Genomic DNA, 19,069 nt, shown 5'->3' with positions numbered 1-19,069 from the left:
AAAAGTGGTTTCATTTGCTGTGGACACTTGCGCACTTTCTTACGAAAACGTAAGAAGTGAGGGCAAATTGTAAGACGGATCGATGGAAGCGGCGCGGAGGATTGTGGTATCCTGTTTTCAGAAGCCGCAGAGAGGTGCGGTGGAGAAGGAGGTTTTCACATGAGTATGTTGGATGTCAGCGGGCTGAAAAAGGTGTATACCACCCGCTTGGGAGGAAATAAGGTGGAGGCGCTGCGGAACGTTTCCTTTTCCGTGGAGGAAGGGGAGTACGTCGCGATTATGGGAGAGTCCGGTTCCGGCAAAACGACACTGCTCAACATTCTGGCGGCGCTTGATCAGCCGACGGGCGGCAGCGTCCGTCTGGACGGACGGGATCTTGCCGGAATCCGCGAATCGCAGGTCGCCGCGTTTCGCCGCGATCATCTTGGCTTTGTCTTTCAGGAATTCAACCTGCTGGACACCTTTTCCCTGGAAGATAACATCTGCCTGCCGCTGGTGCTCGCGGGCAAAAGCCCGAAGGAGATGAAGGAGCGGGTCCGGCAGGTGGCGCAGAGTCTCGGGATCGAGGGATTGCTGAAAAAATACCCCTACGAGGTTTCGGGCGGCCAGAAGCAGCGTGCCGCCGTGGCACGCGCGCTGATCACCAATCCCCGCCTGATTCTGGCCGACGAGCCGACGGGAGCGCTCGATTCCCGTGCGACGGATGAACTGCTCGATCTGTTTGCCGCGGTGAACCGCTCCGGCCAGACCATTCTGATGGTTACGCACTCCGTCAAGGCGGCCAGCCGTGCGGGTCGCGTCCTGTTCATCCGTGACGGCGAGGTATTCCACCAAATCTATCGCGGTTCTTCCACGGACAGCGAGCTGTATCAGAAAATTTCCGAAGCGCTCACGGTGCTGACGACAGGCGGTGATCCGGTATGAAGCAGGGGTTTTACCGCAGGCTGGCCTGGACGGGGATCCGGAGCAACCGCAGGCTGTATCTGCCGTATCTGCTGACCTGCGCTGGCATGGTCATGATGACGTATATCGTCACCTTTTTGAGCGCGAGCGAAGCGGTTCGTGCCATGCGGGGCGGCGATGTGATGCAGGGCTGTCTGAATCTTGGTTCGTTTGTCATCACCTTTTTCGCACTCATTTTCCTGTTTTACACCCATTCGTTTCTGATCCGGCGCAGAAAAAAGGAGTTCGGCCTGTATAACATTCTGGGTATGGGAAAACGCCATATTGCCGTGGTGCTGCTGTGGGAATCGGGAATCACCGCCGTGCTTTCGCTGGCGGGCGGCCTTCTGGCCGGGATTGTGTTCTCCAAGCTGGCGGAAATGTGTGTGTTCTATCTGCTCGGCGGCACAGCGGGCTACACTCTCTGGATCTCCCCCGGATCCCTGGAGCGCACGCTGATTATCTTTCTGGTGATTTTCGGGCTGATTCTGCTGGACACCCTGCGCCAGATCCGGCTCACAAACCCGATCACGCTGCTGCGCAGTGAAAACGCGGGGGAGAAACCGCCCAAAGCCAACTGGTTTCTGGCTGTGCTGGGGCTTCTGCTCCTCGGCGGAGCGTACTGGATTGCCGTGAGCATCCAGGATCCTGTCCAAACGCTTCTGCTCTTTTTTGTGGCGGTTCTTATGGTGATTGCCGCAACCTATCTCCTGTTTGTGTCCGCGTCCGTGGCGTTCTGCCGTGCGCTGCAAAAAAATCAGCGGTATTACTACCGCACCAACCATTTTGTTTCCGTCTCGTCCATGGTGTTCCGTATGAAGCGAAACGGGGCGGGACTGGCTTCCATCTGTATTCTGTGCACAATGGTTCTGGTGATGATCTCCACCACCGTCTGCCTGTATGCCGGCGCGGAGGACAGCCTGCGCACCCGCTATCCACGTAATCTGGATCTGACTCTGACGATGGAGCAGCTGTCCGATCTCGAGGGCGGCTGGGTGGATGAGATGCGCACAGCTGCTCATGACATCTGCGCCGGAGCTGGGCTTGAGCCGGAGCGGGTATTGGACTACCGCGCTGCCTTGTTTGCCGGGGTGGTGCAGGACGGTCAAATCCAGCTGGATCTGAACTTTGCGCAGTACGCGTCTGAGGTTTGGCAGATCTTCCTGATTCCCATTGAGGATTACAATACGCTGATGGGTACGCAGGAAACGTTGGCGGAGAATGAGGTTATCCTCTATTCCACCCATGAAAACTTTTCCACCAGCGGGACAATCCAAGTGGAAAACGGTCCGGAGCTTCGGGTGAAGAAAATGGCGCCCTCGTTTGTGAGCAACGGAACAGCCGCCATGCAGATTATTCCCACCCTTTATCTGTTTGTACCCGATCTGGAAGCCGCGGTGCAGCCGGTGATCGACGCGGGCCAGGGCGAATGGATCGATTATACCTGGAATTATGCCTTTGATCTTTCCTGCCCGGATCCGCAGCAGATCGCCATTCAGGATCAGATTTGGGAAAAGCTCGAAGAGCTCCGGGAGCAGTCGCAGGAAACGCTTGTGATGATCAGCTGTGACAGCGTGGCCGCAGAGCGGGAAGGGTTTTATTCCCTGTACGGCAGTCTGCTGTTCCTCGGTGTGCTGCTCGGCGTGGTGTTTGTTTTTGCAGCGGTCCTGATCATTTATTATAAGCAAATCTCCGAGGGATACGAGGATCAATCCCGGTTTGCCATCATGCAGAAGGTGGGTATGACAAAGCGCGAGATCCGCAAAAGCATCAATTCCCAGATCCTCACCGTCTTTTTCCTGCCGCTGATTCTCGCGGGCGTGCATCTGGCCTTTGCTTTCCCGATGCTTCAGAAGCTTTTGATGCTGTTCGGGCTGACCAATGTTACGCTTCTGGTGATCATCACACTGGCATGTTATCTGGTGTTTGCCGTGTGCTACCTTTTGATTTACCGCGTAACCTCACGGGCTTATTACGGCATTGTCAGCGGTGTTCGGGACGAGGCTTTATGAGCGGAAAACGTCTGTCTGTGAAGGACTCCCGTGAAAAGCGAGGTTTTTCCAAAAAATTCCACTCTATGTATTGCTATTTATTCCAATATATGGTAATATTGGTAACAGAATCAATCACATAGGGGGATCAATCCATGGAAAAGCGGTTAAAAGTTCTGATTTCGGAAAACAGTGGGGAATTTATGCAGGAATATGTTCCTGCTTTGGAAGAGGCGGGAATGACGGTAATCTGCACGGAGCGTGACGGCCGGGTGCTGCTGGAAAAGATTGAGTCGGAGCACCCCGATGTCGTGCTGGCGGATCTGTTTATGCCGCGTTTGGACGGAATTGGGGTGATGAAGGCCTGCGCAGGCAAAAAGGACGTTCCCGTTTTTCTTATCCTTTCCAACTTTACGAGTCCCGCGATTGAGCGTGAGGTGATGGGATCGGGCGCATCCTATTTCATGGTGTCCCCGTTTGACGCAAGTGAGCTGGCGGAGCGCGTGCTGCAAATCGCGGCTCTCACACCGCCGCCGGCATCCGGCGCTGCGCAGGGGGAGGAGCCGCTGGAAATCCAGGTGACGGAGATCCTGCACCAGATCGGCGTTCCGGCCCATATTAAAGGATACCACTATCTCCGCGATTCCATTTTAATGGCGGTGCGCACGCCGGATATCATCAATGCTGTTACGAAGCAGCTCTATCCCAGCGTGGCGAAGGACTACGACACCACGCCCTCCCGCGTGGAACGCGCCATCCGTCACGCCATCGAGGTGGCCTGGGATCGGGGAGATGTCGATGTGCTGACAGGGTATTTTGGGTATACCATCCACAACACGCGCGGCAAGCCGACCAACAGCGAGTTTATCGCTATGATCTCCGACCGTCTGCGCCTGCATATGAAGTCCGCCAGCTGAACCGGGGATCATCCCTCCCCCGCGTTGAGTGAATCAACAAAGGAGCGTGCCCGCGCGGTGGTTTCCACCCATGCCGGGGAAAAACCGGAGCGCAGGGCGTTGTGTACCGATCGCAGATTGCTCCAGGCGGCGCAGTAGAAGGGGACCTTCCCGAGCGCAAGAATTTCAAGCGCCAGGCGGCTGGTCAGCGCGGATGCGATTCCACGGCGGCGGTAGGCAGGCAGCACGTCAATGCCGATCTGGTACATGGTTTCGCAGTCGGCGGACGCTCCCGCCAGGCCGACAAGCGTTTCCCCGTCGTATGCGCCCACAGCCATGACGTCGCGTTCGGGCCTTTTGTCACACAGTGCGTTGCTCCATTGCGGCAGATAGAGATCCGCGAAATCGGACCGGCCGAGCAGCCGGATGGGATAGGGGCAGGAAAGAGGCCGCAGACGTTCGAGCCTTGGCAGGAAATATTCCGCCATGAAGCAGATCGTTTGATCGTGCGAAGCCAGCAGATTGTTGAGGACGTAAAGGTTCGGTGTTTCAAAGCAGTGCTCCGGCGGAAAACGGCGCAGAAAGGCCAGCACCGGCTCCAAAAGATCTTCGCTGGTCTGAGCGACGACGTTGTTTCCGTAGGAGACCAGGCTGCATGCCAGAGGAAGCGGAAGATAAACCCTGGCCCCCTCGTTTTGGCGGGAGAGGACGGTCTTGGGATCCGGCTGAAGAAAATCCCCCGGTGCGCAGCCGTAGTCGCGGGCGGATTGCTCAAGCGCGGTTTGCAGAATGTCAGACTGGTTCATTTCCGGATTCCTCCTGTTTCGGGGGGAGATATTCCCCGTATTGACGGCGGTATGCGGCGGCGGACATGCCCTTGTGGCGGCGGAACAGGCGGGCGAAATAGCCCGGATCGTTGAAGCCGCAGGCGAGGGCGACGTCGGTAACACTGTCTCCCTCCGTGCACAGAAGCTCCGCCGCGCACTCAATCCGGTAGTAATTTAAATAATCAATCGGCGTGCGCCCTGTCATCTGGCGAAAGACGCGGCAGAAATAGCGCGGGTTCATGCCCGCCTCCGCCGCCAGATCATCCAGCGTGAGAGGAGACGCATAGTCCCGGCGGATCCGCCGCAGGACGCTTTTCATTTGATCCGCTCTCTGCCGCCCGATGCGGGATTCCTCCGAATCGGGGACAAAGAGCTTTTCCTGCACAATCAATCCGAAAAATTGCCAGAGCAGCCCGGTTGTGACGAATTCATAGCCGGGCTGCTCCTTTTCCATGCTGAAAAAGAGGGAGAGCGCGGCTTGCGCGGCGCGGCTTTTGGCAGGCAGATGGGTGCGGATGTGCGCTCCGTCTCCCAGTGCGGCGGCATATTTGCGGCGGCATACAGCGCTTTCCGGCAGGAAGCGGTCCATATCAAAGACAAGGCATTCGTAGACGCAGTGGTCGGGAGAACCTCCGTGAATTGCGCCGCCGGGAAGAAAAAAGCAGTCGCCGGGGTGTGCGTCGTACTCGGTTCCCTCCACCGAAAGGGCAAATTCTCCCTCCAGAACGAAGAGAAGCTCGGCTTCCATATGCCAGTGGAACGGCATCTCATAACGGGGATGGGAGATGTCAACATGATACAGTTCAATTGGAAAATCAAACGTGCCGCGCGAGGCACGCTCGTGTGCAGCCAAATAACGCATGAGGGCTCCTTTCAAAAAGTGAATATTGTCCCAGTTTTCTTCAGTATATACCAAGCAATTCCCTTTTTGCAAGTGTATAATAAAAAACAGAAGAAAGGGGCTGATTTTTTGAACATTTCGGAGATCAAAGACCAGATCTGCGACGTCTGCCATAAGATGTGGCAGCTTGGCTGGGTGGCCGCGAACGACGGCAACGTGACCGCAAAGCTGGATGACGGCACCTTCCTCGCCACGCCCACCGGTATGAGCAAGAGCTTTATCACGCCGGACAAACTGATTTTGATCAATGGGCAGGGTGAAGTGCTGGAAGCAGCGGAGGGCCTGCGTCCCTCGAGTGAGATTAAAATGCACCTGCGCTGCTATGAGAAGCGCCCCGATGTGAACAGCGTGATTCACGCGCATCCGCCGGGAGCCACGGGCTTTGCTGTGGCGCACCGCAGCATGGATATGTACAATATGATTGAGGACGTGGCCGCGATCGGCAGCGTCCCGCTTACCCCTTACGGCACGCCGAGCACCTCCGAGGTGCCGGACGCCATCGAGCCGTATCTGGATGAACACGACGTGATGCTGCTGGAGAACCATGGTGCCCTGGCTGTCGGCAGCGATGTGATCACCGCCTTCTACCGCATGGAGAGCCTGGAACTGTGGGCGAAGATCACGATCAACGCGATCATCCTTGGCGGCAGCTATGACATCAGCCGCGAGAACGTGGACAAGCTGATCGGCCTGCGCAAGTATTACCGGATCACCGGCCGCCATCCCGGCTATAAGAAATATCCGCGCCGTGAGCACGGGGAACCGACCGACAAGTAAGAGCGGGAGGAGACAGCCATGCTGAAAAACATACCGAAAATCCTCAGCCCCCAGCTGCTCAAGGTGCTGTGTGAGATGGGACACGGGGATGAAATTGTGCTGGCGGATGGGAATTTTCCGTCCGAGAGCGTGGGGAAAAACGCCGTTGTGGTGCGCGCGGACGGACTTCCGCTTCCGGAGCTGCTCGACGCTGTCCTCACCCTTCTGCCGCTGGATTCCTATGTGGAAAAGCCCGCCGCCCTTATGGCCGTGACGCCGGGCGATCCGTGCAAACCGGATATCTGGGATGAGTACAGGGAGATCCTGAAAAAGCACGGAGAAAACCCGCAGAACATTGAGATGACGGAGCGCTTCGCTTTCTATGAGCGCGCGCGGAACGCTTACGCCGTTGTCGCGACCGGGGAGGAGCGGATTTACGCGAATATCCTCCTGAAAAAGGGCGTGGTGAAATGACAAAAAAGACGACGGTTTTGGCCTTCGATCTCGGCGCGTCGAGCGGCCGTGCCATCCGGGCAGAGTATGACGGGGAAGCCTTCCGCTGGGAGGAGCTGCACCGCTTCGAGAATAATCCTGTCGAGAAGGACGGCCATCTGCGCTGGGATTTTGAATCTTTGCTGCGCGAGATCCGCGCGGGAATTCAAAAGGCGGGCGCGTTTGACAGTGTGGCGTTCGATACCTGGGGCGTGGATTTCGGCCTTTTGGGGGAGGACGGAAAGCTTTTGAGCGATCCGGTCCATTATCGTGACGCCCGCACCGATCACATTCTTGACAGCGCTCTGCATGTGATGGACGGGGAATCCCTGTATGGGGAAACAGGCACACAGCTTCTGCCGATCAACACATTGTTTCAGCTGCTGGCTCTGCGGGAGCAGGAGCCGGAAACGCTTGCCCGTGCCAAAACGCTGCTTTGGATGCCGGATTTGTTCCGGTACTGCCTGTGCGGCGGTGTATCCACGGAGCGCAGCGCGGCCTCAACGGCTCAGCTGCTGCGGCTGCCGCAGGGCGAGTGGAGCGAAAACATTCTGAACGGGTATGGCATTGGGCAGGATCTTCTGCCGCCGCTTGTTCCGGGAGGATCGGCTGTGGGCCGTCTGCCGGAAAACGGCGCGCTTGTTCTGGCCACGGCGGGACATGACACCCAGTGTGCTGTGGCGGCTCTGCCGGATCCCGGTCCGGACGCGGCTTTCCTGTCCTGCGGGACGTGGAGCCTGCTCGGCTGTGAGCTGGATGCGCCGATTTTGACGCCGGAGAGCATGCGGCTTGGCCTTTCCAACGAGTGGGGCGCGAACGGAAAGATCAACTATCTCAAAAATATCATCGGCCTGTGGCTGATTCAGGAAAGCCGCCGTGCCTGGAAACGGGCAGGGGAATCGTATTCTTACGCGGATTTGGAGCGTCTGGCTCTCGCCGCGGAGCCGCTGCGCTGCTTCATCGATCCCGACGATCCGGTGTTTACCCCGCCGGGCGATCTGCCGGGCCGCGTGCAGGAATACTGCCGCAAAACAGGGCAGTTTGTGCCGCAGACGGTGGGCGAAACCATGCGCTGCATTTATGAAAGCCTGGCGCTCAAATACCGCTGGGCGATTTCCCAGCTTCAGCAGGCTACAGGACGGCGCTTCGGCACGCTGCATGTGCTGGGCGGCGGCGCAAAGGACGGTCTGCTGTGCCGCATGACGGCGGACGCCGCCGGGCTGCGGGTGGTTGCGGGGCCGGTGGAAGCGACCGCGCTCGGCAATCTGATGCTTCAGCTCACAGCGCTCGGCGCCATGCCCTCGCTGGAAGAGGGACGGCGCTGGATTGCCCGTGAGGAAAAGCTGACGGAATATCTGCCGCAGACAAGTGAAGCCTGGGAAACGGCTTATCAAAAATATCAGACGCTTTTGGAAAGCGTATAAGGAAAATAAGGAGGAGTTTATCATGCTGTATCCGAAGATTGGAATCCGGCCTGTAATTGATGGCCGCTGGGGCGGCGTGCGCGAGAGCCTGGAAAAACAGACTATGAACATGGCGGAAAACGCCAAAAAGCTGATTGAGGGTACGCTGCGTTACCCGGACGGCACACCTGTGCAGTGTGTGGTTGCCAGCCATACCATCGGCGGCGGCGCGGAAGCGGCCGCATGCGCGGATGAATTTGCCGTGCAGAATGTAACGGCCACGTTGTCTGTTACCCCGTGCTGGTGCTATGGCACGGAAACCTTTGATATGGATCCCAAGACCATCAAGGCGGTTTGGGGCTTTAACGGTACGGAGCGCCCCGGCGCGGTTTATCTGGCGGCTGTCATGGCGGCCCATGCCCAGCGCGGCATTCCGGCCTTCTCCATTTATGGCCATGATGTGCAGGACGCGAACGACACGGAGATCCCGGCGGACGTCGCGGAGAAGATTCTGCGCTTTGCCCGCTGTGCCGTGGCGGTCGGCTGGATGAAGAACAAGGCATATGTCAATCTTGGCGGCGTGGCAATGGGCATTGCAGGCAGCTTCTGCGATGCGTCCGTGTTCCAGAAGTATTTCGGTATGCGCGCCGAGTGGGTCGATATGACGGAGATCCTGCGCCGCATCAAGCTGGAAATCTACGATCCGCAGGAGTACGAGCGCGCTCTGGCCTGGGTGCGTGACAACTGCCGCGAGGGCTTCGACTGCAACGCCGGCAAGGATCTGCCGGAGGTCATCACAAAGTCGAAGGTTGTTCCCGCGGACAAGGATTGGGAGTTTGTCACGAAGATGACGCTGGTCATGCGCGACATTCTCTATGGCAACAAGAAGCTGGATGATCTCGGCTGGCATGAGGAAGCACTGGGCCGCAACGCCGTTGCGGGCGGCTTCCAGGGACAGCGCCAGTGGACGGACTGGCTGCCGAACGCCGATTTCTCCGAGGCGATTCTCGCGAGCACCTTTGACTGGAACGGCCCCAAGATGCCGACTCCGTTTGCCACGGAAAACGACACCTGCAACGGTGTTTCCATGCTGCTCGGCACGCTGGTCACGAACACCGCGCCTTGCTTCCACGACGTGCGCACCTACTGGAGCCCCGAGGCATGTGAGCGCGTGACGGGCAAGCGCCCCGAGGGCGTCGCGAAGGACGGCTTCATCCATCTGATCAACTCCGGCGCCACGGCGCTCGACGGATCCGGCGCCTGCCGCAACGAGGCGGGCGAGCCTGTCATGAAGCCCTTCTGGCAGATGGGCGAAAAGGATGTCAAGGCCTGCCTGGATGCGACCGACTGGTGCCGTGCCAACTTTGAGTATTTCCGCGGCGGCGGCTTCTCGAGCCACTTCCGCTGCCGTGCCGAGATGCCTGTTACCATGCTGCGCTACAACATCGTGGAGGGTGTCGGCCCTGTGCTGCAAATCGCCGAGGGCTGGACGGCAGATCTGCCGGATGCGATCCACCAGACGATTGACGTGCGCACTGACCGCACCTGGCCGACGACGTGGTTTGCTCCCCGTTTGACGGGCGAAGGCGCGTTCAAGGACGTGTACAGTGTGATGGCCAACTGGGGCGCCAACCATGGCGTGACGGTGTACGGCCATGTCGGCGCGGATCTGATTACGCTGGCTTCGATGCTGCGCATCCCGGTGACGATGCACAATGTTCCTGAGGAGAAGGTTTACCGTCCGCATGCCTGGGCCAGCTTCGGCACGCAGGACGCGCAGGCCGCTGATTACGCCGCCTGCAAACATTATGGCCCGCTGTATGGCTGATTCTTTCTTTCCACATCCAAATAAAAGGTTCTGAAACCACCGAAGCCCCGGAAAAGCATTTGCTTTTCCGGGGCTTCGGCATTTTCCGTCATATGACGGTGCGTTATATCTGAGCAGCCGGGGGAGAACTGCGGAATTCGCCGGGCGTCATGCCGGTTTCCTGCTTGAAGCGGCGAATGAAGGAGGAAACATCGGTATAGCCGATCATGCTGATAATTTCCGCCACCGGCAGAGAGGTGGACAGAAGCAGCTCCCGGGCCTTGGTGAGACGGATGGATTGAATGTGCTGGGACAGGGAAAGTCCCGTTTTATTTTTGAAAAAGTGGCTGAGGTTGGAGGAAGAAACGCCGAAATGATCCGCCATGGTTTTGATGGAGAAGGTCGGATCAAAGCAGCTGCTGCCGATATAATCCAAAACGGTTTGAATGGAAAATTTTCCCTTTTCGTTTTTTTCTCGGGCGGATCGGCAGAGTTCATCCGCAAAACGAAGCAGGAAGAGAGCGGCATTCTCCGTACTGGCAGGTGGGAAAGCATATTTTTGTTCCAATTGGGACAATGTGACAAAGGGTTCCTCCTGAGCACGGATCTGATTCAGGCTTCCCATGATAAACAAGGCGTAGGCCATGCAAGCTCCCTCCAGGCTGTCCGCCTGCCGTACACGGTCGGCCACGCTTCGTGCCAGAAATTGAAACTGCTTCATGTTGCCGCTCGAAATAGCAGCTTGTGCGGATCGGATTTCCGCGAGAGGAAGGGTGTCCGTATGTCCCTCTGTGCAGTGAAGCTGGCGCGAAGCTTCGTCCCGCGAGGCCCGCAGGCCTTCCAGAGTATCGCATACCGTGCCGATTCCCTTTCCGATCTCCCACTGATGGATCCGATCGCAGTCCTTTTCCAGTTCTTCCCGTGTTCCGCTCAGAACAAGGATAATCTCATTGGGAGAGATGGTGTCATCCCAGTATAGACGGGATGAAGGAATATAGGTATCGCGCAGATATAACACGACATTTTCCTTCTTCTCGAGGATCACAATCTGATAGCAGGGGCCGTCCAGGCGGATCCCCGCCAGCAGGCATTGTGTGCGGAAGCTTTCCCCCAAAGGAAGCGTTCCGTCCATCAAGGCATAAAAGCACCGCTCCCTTTGCAGTACCTGATTGTGGGCCAGCAGTTCATTTTGCTTCTCCGAAAGCTTGGAGACGACATATTGGATGGTTTTCATCTCGTTCATCCGGGGCAGTTCGCCGCCCTGCTGCTTTCTGGCAAAGAGGAACAATGTTTGCAGGGGCTGATAATTCAGTTTCATGAAGCAGGCAATCAGAAGACTGCACAGTGCCAGAGTCAGAAGGGCCACGATGGCAACGGAGCCCAGGATAAGGTCGCGCACAGCATTCAGTTCATTTTCCGGCACAAGCCCCACAACAGACAGAAGCGAATTTTCCTGGGAGACACGCCCGGAAAAGACACCGTATGGTTCTCCCTCCAGCGCGATGCTTTCCGCCAGAAGCTCTTCCTGCGGAAGGAACGAAAGGAGGCTTTCCTGGGAGCAATAGACGGGTGTCTGCCCGTAATACAGTGCTCCCACAGCATTCTCGCTCTGCATGACGCTTCGTATCATGGCATCAAGCGTGCTCTTTTCGATGATGAACACAGCACAGCCATCTACAGCCGGTTTATTCTCTTGGTACCGATAGCTGACGGGAATGGAAATCGTCACGATCTGAAGCGGACGGCCGTATTGGGAAGCGGTTTCCAGAGGGAGCAGGGAAAGTTGACCGGGACCAATGCCCTCCATGGAGCGAAAAAGGTCCGTTCCGGTATACGCATACAGGTTGTCGGAGAAATCCTCTTTGGAATACAGGCCGCTGGCTGTGTAAATCTGTTCACGGGAAATATCTGCATACAGAATATCATAAACAAACTGGTTTTTGGCCTTGTTGCTCATGAGGTAATCTGTGATATCATAAAAATTGCCGATGCTGCTCTCCGTTTCAATGGTAAAACAGCTTTTCATGGACATTTCACTTGCAATACTGACAAGCGAAGAAATCTGTTGATCCAGCATGTGTTCCGTGTAGCTGATCGCTTCCGTGCGGTTCTGATCCACCTGGCCGGTCAGATAGTCACGGATCAGCGTATAACTCAGCACACTGTTCATGATCATGGGAAGAAGAGCGATGCAGACATAGGAACCAAGGTATTTCCAGAAAACTTCCTTTGATGTGCTGCCGCGCCGGTGTGTCAGTAGTTTCCTCATATCACTCCTCCTCTTTTGATCGATTATAATAAAAAAATTATCTTTTTTCCAGTGTTTCAGTAGAAATAATACGTTTTTTAAAATTTTAATTTCCTGTTTGGCATATATCGTTCAATTTCGGCCTATTTTCATTCATATTTCGCCTTATCCTTCATGATTTGCTCATTTACGCGGGAAAAAGGCTTGGATATAATGAAAGCATCAAAAACAAAGTCTGTTAGGGAGGGAAAATTGTGAAAAAAATCAAACAAATGCTTTCCATCTTTCTTCTGAGCACGCTTGTTCTTTCTTCTGCGGCATGTGCGGCGGAGCAGAGCGGAACCTCTCAGCCCGCTGGAAACTCCACGGATACTTCTCAGCAGTCTGGGGATACGGGGAATATGAATGCGGAAGGGCTGCCGATTCTAAAGGAAGCGGATACCTTTAAGATTGCGGTGAGCAAGGCAGCGCTGTGCATGAATACCTTTGCGGAAAAGGAATGTACGGTGGAAACGGAAAAGGCAACCAACGTCAAGATTGAATGGATGGAGATTCCGGCTTCCGGCTGGACGGAAAAAACCAATATTATGCTTGCGTCGGGAGATTTGCCGGATGCGTTCCTTGGAACGATTGATGTGGCGAACAATCTTCCCTCCCTTGCGGAGTTGGATACGGCCATTGAGCAGTATGCTCCGGCCATTCAGGAGCTTTTTGAAGCCCGCCCGGATGTGCGGGAGGCTTCCATCGCCTCAGACGGGAAAATTCATTCTCTTCCGATCGGCGATGAAACCTATAACAACAAAGCAGCCGACCAGCTTTGGATTAATAAGCGGTGGCTGGATCAGGTGGGCAAAGAGATTCCCTCCACCACGGATGAGTTTGCGGAGGTTCTGCGGGCATTCAAAGCGGAGGATCCCAACGGAAACGGCCAGGCGGACGAAATTCCTCTTTCCATGCAGGGGGTTTCGAGGATCGGCAACCTGTTTGGATCGTTCGGAGCGCTGGACAACAACAGCCACGTTGTCACGATCGACGGCAAGGTAATGTTTACCCCCACACTGGATGGCTTCTACCAGGGTCTGCAATGGTTGAACGGACTGAGCAGTGAGGGATTGCTGGATCCCGAGACCTTTACCCAGAACGAGGAGCAGTTCAATTCCAAGTTCAAAGGGAAGGATATTCTGGGAGCCGTCATAGCGTTTGACCCCTCCATCGTAGTGGGAGCGGAGATGATTAACGATTATGTCGCGGTGCCTCCCCTCAAAGGGCCCAATGGCGATCAGATGTGGAACGATACCGGCAATATCAGCAGTACGGGCTTTTCCATCACAGTCAAGTGTGAGCAGCCGGAGGTTTTGGTTCGCTGGTATGATTATATCCGCTCCGACTTCGAGGTAGCCCTTCTTTGGAACAGAGGCCCCAAGGGCGTGGCATGGGATTACACGGAGGACGGAAAATGGATGGTGGTTCAGGATGAGCGTCCGGAGGATATTCCCTACGGTCAGTGGCGCCACACCATTTCTGCGGGCGGATCCGCGCCGTTCTTCTTCCAGTCTGAGCTCGCCGGACCGGATGGACAGGAATTCACCACCGACCGTGACATTATGAAGGTGGAGGCAGTCGAGTCCTATCTGCCTTACATGTATAAGGGTCTGCCGGATGGTCTGGATGATGTGGAAAACGCGAACCAGCGCGCCATCCTGCTCGTCGATATCGATAACTATCTCAAAAAGTTTACCTCCAGCGCGATCCTGGACGGCATTAATGAGGCCGGATGGGATGCGCATCTGAAAACCTGTGAATCGCTGAAAACCGCAGAATATGAGAAGCTTTGCCAGAATTTTGTGGATCGCATTCAGGGATAAGCATGAAAACAGAACCATAGACCGGCTGATCTGAGACAGTCCGGAGAGAAAGGAGTGTCCGCGCAGAGGGCACGCAGCCGCCTGCGAGGCACTCCTTTTTGTGAGGAGGAGACAAGATGAAAGCAGCTGCTGTCACCGTGAAACGGCCGCTTTCCGAGCGTATTGTACGGCAGGTCCGGAAAAACTGGATGCTTTATTTGTTTGTCGCACCCAGTCTGATTTATTTGATTATTTTCAACTATGTGCCGCTGTATGGCATTCAGCTTGCGTTCAAGGATTTTTCAGCCGCACAGGGAATCTGGGGCAGTAAATGGACAGGCTTTACCCATTTCCAGCGTTTTTTTGAGTCATACCAATTTTGGACGCTCATGGAAAACACGATCGTTCTGAGCCTGTATTCTCTTTGCATGAATTTCCCGATTCCTATCATTCTGGCTCTGCTGCTGAACTATTCGATCAGCCGGAAATTCAAGAAATTCACGCAGACCGTGACCTATGCCCCGTATTTTATTTCTGTCGTGGTGCTGGTCGGTATGATCCAGGTGTTTTTTGCTCCGGACGGCCCCATCAACCAGTTTTTAAAGCTGTTTGGCATGCAGGAACCGGTTTTGTTTATGGGAAGCCCCGAGTATTTCCGGCATATTTTTGTCTGGTCCGGTGTGTGGCGCCAGGCAGGCTGGGGTTCCATCATTTACATTGCTACGCTGGCCGGTGTGAATCCGGAGCTGCATGAGGCAGCGATCGTGGACGGAGCAAACAAGCTGCAGCGCATTTTAAAAATTGATCTGCCGAGTATCCTTCCCACAGCGGTGATTATGCTGATCATGAATGTAGGCAACATCATGGGACTGGGATTTGAAAAAGCCTATCTTCTGCAAAACGACATCAACATCGGCGTATCAGAGATTATCTCCACCTATGTGTATAAGGTGGGCATCCAAAGCGCGCAGTACAGCTATTCCACCGCGATCGGCCTGTTTAACAACGTCATCAATTTTGTTCTGCTTGTGACGGTGAACCGGGTGGCCAAGCGCCTGTCCGGCTCCAGCCTGTGGTGAAAGGGGGAGAGCTGATGTCTGCGCACAGAATTAAGAGGACACGCTTTGACCTGGTGTTTGATATTGTCGTTACCACGCTGCTCATCCTGGGATGCCTTTGTGTGCTGTATCCGCTTTATTTTGTGGTCATTGCTTCGGTCAGTGATCCCACGGCGGTCACCTCCGGCGAGGCGCTGCTGTATCCGGTGGGCCTGAATTTCAAAAGCTACAATATGATTTTCCAGGATCGGCGTATCTGGTCCGGCTATGGAAACACCATTTTCTACACCTTTTTTGGTACCCTGTTCGGCCTGATCATCACAATCCCTTCCGGCTATGCGCTTTCCAGACGGGATTTTGCAGGCCGGGGACTGATTTTAAAGCTCATGGTGTTCACCATGTATTTCCAGGGAGGTCTGATTCCGACTTATCTGGTGGTCCAGGGACTGAATCTGATCAATACCCGCTATGTGCTGATCATCATCGGATCGTTTACGGTGTTTAACCTTATTATTTCCCGCACGTTTTTTGAGTCGACCATTCCGGTGGAGCTGCAGGAGGCGGCAGATATCGACGGCTGTTCCACACCGCGCTTCTTTTTCTCCATCGTCCTTCCGCTGTCCAAGGCGATCGTTGCGGTTATCGCGCTGTACTATGCGGTGGGACACTGGAACTCGTTCTTCAACGCCCTGATCTATGTCAGCGATGAAAAGCTGTATCCCCTGCAGCTGATCCTGCGGGATATCCTAATCAGCAGCCAGACGCTGGCAGCGGATGGAATGAGCGATCCGGAAACCATCCGGGAGATGGAGACGATTGCATTTTCCATCAAATATGGTATTATTATTGTAGCAAGTGTTCCGGTTCTGATCCTGTATCCCTTCCTGCAAAAATATTTTGTCAAGGGAGTTATGATTGGCTCCATCAAAGGCTGAAAGAGGAGGATCCTATGCCGAAGAATGTCCTGATTTTGATCACCGATCAGCAGCGCAGAGACTCTCTGGGCTGTTATGGAAATCCGGGGGCGCAAACGCCCTGCCTGGATCGGTTTGCGCAGAGCGCGGTGCAGTTCGAGCGTGCCTATGTGGCGAATCCCATCTGTATGCCAAACCGTCACAGCCTGTTCAGCGGCCGTTATCCGCATAACCATGGCGTTTATACAAACGGCCTTCTGCTTCCCGATACAGGCTGCAACCTGCCGCATTATCTTTCGGAAAACGGATGGCAGACAGCGAATATCGGAAAAATCCATTTCACACCCACGGACGGGACCACACCGCCGGGAGAAAGCCCTGAGTCCGAGAGCACCTGGTCGGACGGCTGCGCGCATTATAACTTCCATGGGCCGTACTGGGGCTTTGACTATCTGGAGCTTACGGTGGGACACAGCCGGGAAAAGGGCCATTACCGGGAGTGGTTCCTGCAAAACGGCGGCAGCGACGCCATGTATGAAGGGGAAAGCGAATCCGGAGATCCGATGTGCGTTTCCATGCATCTGCCGGAACGTCTGCATCCTTCCACCTTTGTTGGGGAACGTACCGTAAACTGGCTCAAAGAGAAGCGGGATCCGGACAAGCCGTTTTTCCTTGTGGCAAGTTTTCCGGATCCGCATCATCCCTTCGATCCGCCGGAGGAGACCGCCGCGCGCTTTCCCATGGAGGGTCTGCCCTCTCCGATCGGCGGGCCGGAGGATTTGGAAACACGGCCTGCCCATTACCGCAAGCATTTCCGAGGCGAGTGGCACCGCACCGGTGTAACGCCGAAACATACCACGCCGGACGGTCTGGGAGAAGTGCAGTCTAAGGAGCGGATCCGCAATACCTATGCGATGGTCTCCCTTATCGATCAGAATGTGGGGAAAATCCTTGATACGCTGACAGAACTGGGGCTCGATGAGGACACCGTGGTGGTGTTCACTTCGGATCACGGCGAACTGCTGGGCGATCACGGCCTGTGGCTGAAAGGGCCGTTCTACTATGAGGGACTGGTTGGCGTGCCGCTGCTGATGCGGGTTCCCGGCGTGAAGGCGCGCACGGATGAGGGGCTGTTCTCCTCCGTGGATCTGGCCCCAACGCTGTGTGAGCTGCTTGGTGTGCCGATTCCGTCCTATGTGGATGGTGTGTCTCAGAGGGAACATCTTTTGGATCCCGAAAAACAAGCGAGGAACTGGTGTATGACGGAATACCGCAATGGCTTCGGAACGATGGATGTTGCTTCGCGTTCCATTGTCACACAGCGCTATAAATATGTCAGATACCAAACCGGCGAGGAGGAGCTGACCGATCTTGCCGTGGATCCACGCGAAACACGAAATATGGCGGGAGATCCGGCCTATGAGACCATCCTGCAAAAGATGCGGGAGCAGCTTCTCAGCGCCATGCTCTGCACGGAAAACAGGTATCCGGATCAGATTTCGTTTGCTTAAGGCTTGTATGAAACAGAAAAAGACGATGGTTCTGATTTTTGAGAGAGGAAGATTATCATGTTGTCGAAACCCAATGTTCTGTTTATTTTTTCCGATCAGCAGCGGTGGGATACGGTGAGCTGCTACGGGGAACCGCTGGGAAAGCATTTTCAGCTGACGCCCCACCTCGACCAGCTTGCGGCGGAGGGCACCCGTTTTGAGAACGCGATGACATGCCAGCCTGTCTGCGGACCGGCGCGGGCGTGCATTCAGACGGGAAAATATCCCACCTCCATCGGCTGTGAGGTAAACGATCGGATGCTGCCTCTTGACGAAAAGGGGATTGCCTCCTGGTTTCATGAATACGGATATGAAACGGCCTATGTGGGAAAATGGCATCTGGCGTCTCACCGTTCCTTCCGCCCTGGCCCGGACAGCGTAGATCATAAAATTACCGCTATTCCCGAGCCTTATCGGGGCGGCTACCGTGACTTCTGGATTGCTTCCGATGTCCTGGAATATACCTCGCATGGTTATGGCGGTTATCTGTACGACGGTGACAACAAAAAACGGGAATTTACCGGGTACCGCGCCGACGCGGTGACGGATTTTGCGCTGGAATATCTGCGCAAGCCCAAGGATAAACCCTTTTTCCTGTTCCTTTCCTATATTGAACCGCACCATCAGAACGATCGCAACTGCTTTGAGGGGCCGGAGGGCTCCAAAGAGCGTTTCCGGGATTTCCCCGTTCCCGGCGATCTGGAAGGAACCCAGGGGGATTGGAGAGAGCAGCTTCCCGATTACCTTGGCTGCTGCAAGAGCCTTGACGACAATGTGGGCAGACTGATGGAGGAACTGAAGCGGCAGGGGATTTATGAGGATACCATCATATTCTATACTTCAGATCACGGCTCGCACTTCTGCACCCGAAACAGCGAATATAAGCGCTCCTGCCACGATGACAGCATCCATGTCCCGTTCCTCGCGCGCGGCGGGATCTTTAACGGGGGCCGCGTGATCACGGAGCTGACCAGCCTGATTGACATTGCTCCCACACTCCTGTACGCGGCGGGGATTCCGAAGCCGGAGGAGATGCGGGGCGTGCCGATGCAGCGCTTGATTGAGCATCCGGGAGAGCCCATCCATCCGGAGGTGTTCATCCAGATCAGCGAAAGCTGTATCGGGCGGGCGCTGCGCACACCGGAATGGACCTACTGTGTGGAGGCTCCCATTTCCTCCCGGGAGGAAACCTGTCTCCCCAATGCCCCGGTCTATGTGGAGAAATACCTGTATCACCTTCCCAGCGATCCGTATCAGCGGCATAATTTGTGCGGGGATCCCGCATACCGTGAGGTGTGCGATTCCCTGCGGGAAACCCTTCTGTCCTATATTGCAAAAGAGGAAGGGCTGCATCCGGAAATCCGGGAATCATAAATCATCATATCAAAAGGCCCGTACCGGCTCAGGATCGCAGTGGATCCGGCCGGTACGGGCCTTTTT

General features: G+C 55.5%; 15 protein-coding genes. 12 read left to right on the top strand and 3 right to left on the bottom strand.

Annotation, left to right across the window (positions count from 1 at the left end; translation table 11 throughout):
* Positions 1-159 precede the first annotated feature (159 nt).
* From B5F35_RS05295 to spo0A, 3 genes are all read left to right on the top strand, one after another.
* The gene (locus tag B5F35_RS05295; RefSeq protein ID WP_087238780.1) at positions 160-924 is read left to right on the top strand and encodes an ABC transporter ATP-binding protein; all 765 of its coding nucleotides are present in this window, start codon (positions 160-162) and stop codon (positions 922-924) included.
* Positions 921-2,954, top strand: a complete 2,034-nt coding sequence (locus B5F35_RS05290) for an ABC transporter permease (RefSeq protein ID WP_087238778.1) — start codon at positions 921-923, stop codon at positions 2,952-2,954. The genes B5F35_RS05295 and B5F35_RS05290 overlap by 4 nt, the downstream gene beginning before the upstream one ends.
* 134 nt (positions 2,955-3,088) lie before the next feature.
* Positions 3,089-3,850: a sporulation transcription factor Spo0A gene (spo0A, locus tag B5F35_RS05285; protein ID WP_087238776.1), complete on the top strand. Its 762-nt coding sequence runs from the start codon at positions 3,089-3,091 to the stop codon at positions 3,848-3,850.
* Between the two features lie 8 nt (positions 3,851-3,858).
* Here spo0A and B5F35_RS05280 read toward each other — a convergent pair whose 3' ends face one another.
* Positions 3,859-4,635 (bottom strand): GNAT family N-acetyltransferase, encoded by a 777-nt coding sequence (locus B5F35_RS05280; RefSeq protein WP_087238774.1) that lies wholly within the window; start codon positions 4,633-4,635, stop codon positions 3,859-3,861.
* The gene (locus B5F35_RS05275) at positions 4,622-5,518 is read right to left on the bottom strand and encodes a helix-turn-helix transcriptional regulator (protein WP_162611337.1); all 897 of its coding nucleotides are present in this window, start codon (positions 5,516-5,518) and stop codon (positions 4,622-4,624) included. The genes B5F35_RS05280 and B5F35_RS05275 overlap by 14 nt, the downstream gene beginning before the upstream one ends.
* A 108-nt stretch (positions 5,519-5,626) precedes the next feature.
* On the opposite strand from B5F35_RS05275, the gene B5F35_RS05270 reads away from it, so the two are divergent.
* Genes B5F35_RS05270 through B5F35_RS05255 form a run of 4 tightly spaced genes read left to right on the top strand, consistent with a single transcriptional unit; the run spans position 5,627 to position 10,036 of the window.
* Positions 5,627-6,334 (top strand): class II aldolase/adducin family protein, encoded by a 708-nt coding sequence (locus tag B5F35_RS05270; RefSeq protein WP_087238770.1) that lies wholly within the window; start codon positions 5,627-5,629, stop codon positions 6,332-6,334.
* An 18-nt stretch (positions 6,335-6,352) separates the two neighbouring features.
* Positions 6,353-6,787, top strand: coding sequence for an L-fucose mutarotase (gene fucU, locus B5F35_RS05265; RefSeq protein WP_087238768.1), 435 nt, complete (start codon positions 6,353-6,355; stop codon positions 6,785-6,787).
* Positions 6,784-8,229, top strand: coding sequence for a rhamnulokinase (locus B5F35_RS05260; protein ID WP_087238767.1), 1,446 nt, complete (start codon positions 6,784-6,786; stop codon positions 8,227-8,229). The genes fucU and B5F35_RS05260 overlap by 4 nt, the downstream gene beginning before the upstream one ends.
* A gap of 22 nt (positions 8,230-8,251) precedes the next feature.
* Positions 8,252-10,036 carry an L-fucose isomerase gene (locus B5F35_RS05255; RefSeq protein WP_087238765.1) on the top strand — a complete coding sequence of 595 codons (1,785 nt, stop codon included), beginning with the start codon at positions 8,252-8,254 and terminating at the stop codon, positions 10,034-10,036.
* 103 nt (positions 10,037-10,139) lie between these two features.
* Here B5F35_RS05255 and B5F35_RS05250 read toward each other — a convergent pair whose 3' ends face one another.
* Positions 10,140-12,284, bottom strand: coding sequence for a helix-turn-helix domain-containing protein (locus tag B5F35_RS05250; protein WP_087238763.1), 2,145 nt, complete (start codon positions 12,282-12,284; stop codon positions 10,140-10,142).
* 233 nt (positions 12,285-12,517) lie between these two features.
* On the opposite strand from B5F35_RS05250, the gene B5F35_RS05245 reads away from it, so the two are divergent.
* The 5 genes from B5F35_RS05245 (at position 12,518) to B5F35_RS05225 (ending at position 19,003) form a co-directional block, all read left to right on the top strand.
* Positions 12,518-14,128, top strand: a complete 1,611-nt coding sequence (locus tag B5F35_RS05245; RefSeq protein WP_087238761.1) for an extracellular solute-binding protein — start codon at positions 12,518-12,520, stop codon at positions 14,126-14,128.
* 116 nt (positions 14,129-14,244) lie between these two features.
* Entirely contained in the window at positions 14,245-15,186 is a 942-nt protein-coding gene (locus B5F35_RS05240; protein ID WP_087238760.1) for an ABC transporter permease, read from the top strand.
* Between the two features lie 14 nt (positions 15,187-15,200).
* Complete coding sequence (locus B5F35_RS05235) at positions 15,201-16,100, top strand: carbohydrate ABC transporter permease (protein ID WP_087238758.1); 900 nt, start codon at positions 15,201-15,203, stop codon at positions 16,098-16,100.
* Between the two features lie 14 nt (positions 16,101-16,114).
* Positions 16,115-17,590 carry a sulfatase family protein gene (locus B5F35_RS05230; RefSeq protein ID WP_087238756.1) on the top strand — a complete coding sequence of 492 codons (1,476 nt, stop codon included), beginning with the start codon at positions 16,115-16,117 and terminating at the stop codon, positions 17,588-17,590.
* A gap of 57 nt (positions 17,591-17,647) precedes the next feature.
* Positions 17,648-19,003 (top strand): sulfatase family protein, encoded by a 1,356-nt coding sequence (locus B5F35_RS05225; RefSeq protein ID WP_206424015.1) that lies wholly within the window; start codon positions 17,648-17,650, stop codon positions 19,001-19,003.
* The last annotated feature ends 66 nt before the right edge of the window (positions 19,004-19,069 follow it).

This window comes from Anaeromassilibacillus sp. An200 (genome assembly GCF_002160025.1).
GTDB lineage: Bacteria > Bacillota > Clostridia > Oscillospirales > Acutalibacteraceae > Caccousia > Caccousia stercoris.
Note: the sequence above shows the minus strand (reverse complement) of the source record. Positions and strands in the feature narration are given on the sequence as shown.

Coding starts and splice junctions, on each gene's coding strand:
- B5F35_RS05275 (WP_162611337.1), bottom strand. CDS start 5,518: ATGCGTTATTTGGCTGCACACGAGCGTGCCTCGCGCGGCACGTTTGAT.
- B5F35_RS05290 (WP_087238778.1), top strand. CDS start 921: ATGAAGCAGGGGTTTTACCGCAGGCTGGCCTGGACGGGGATCCGGAGC.
- B5F35_RS05235 (WP_087238758.1), top strand. CDS start 15,201: ATGTCTGCGCACAGAATTAAGAGGACACGCTTTGACCTGGTGTTTGAT.
- B5F35_RS05280 (WP_087238774.1), bottom strand. CDS start 4,635: ATGAACCAGTCTGACATTCTGCAAACCGCGCTTGAGCAATCCGCCCGC.
- B5F35_RS05240 (WP_087238760.1), top strand. CDS start 14,245: ATGAAAGCAGCTGCTGTCACCGTGAAACGGCCGCTTTCCGAGCGTATT.
- B5F35_RS05295 (WP_087238780.1), top strand. CDS start 160: ATGAGTATGTTGGATGTCAGCGGGCTGAAAAAGGTGTATACCACCCGC.
- spo0A (WP_087238776.1), top strand. CDS start 3,089: ATGGAAAAGCGGTTAAAAGTTCTGATTTCGGAAAACAGTGGGGAATTT.
- fucU (WP_087238768.1), top strand. CDS start 6,353: ATGCTGAAAAACATACCGAAAATCCTCAGCCCCCAGCTGCTCAAGGTG.
- B5F35_RS05225 (WP_206424015.1), top strand. CDS start 17,648: ATGTTGTCGAAACCCAATGTTCTGTTTATTTTTTCCGATCAGCAGCGG.
- B5F35_RS05260 (WP_087238767.1), top strand. CDS start 6,784: ATGACAAAAAAGACGACGGTTTTGGCCTTCGATCTCGGCGCGTCGAGC.
- B5F35_RS05230 (WP_087238756.1), top strand. CDS start 16,115: ATGCCGAAGAATGTCCTGATTTTGATCACCGATCAGCAGCGCAGAGAC.
- B5F35_RS05250 (WP_087238763.1), bottom strand. CDS start 12,284: ATGAGGAAACTACTGACACACCGGCGCGGCAGCACATCAAAGGAAGTT.
- B5F35_RS05255 (WP_087238765.1), top strand. CDS start 8,252: ATGCTGTATCCGAAGATTGGAATCCGGCCTGTAATTGATGGCCGCTGG.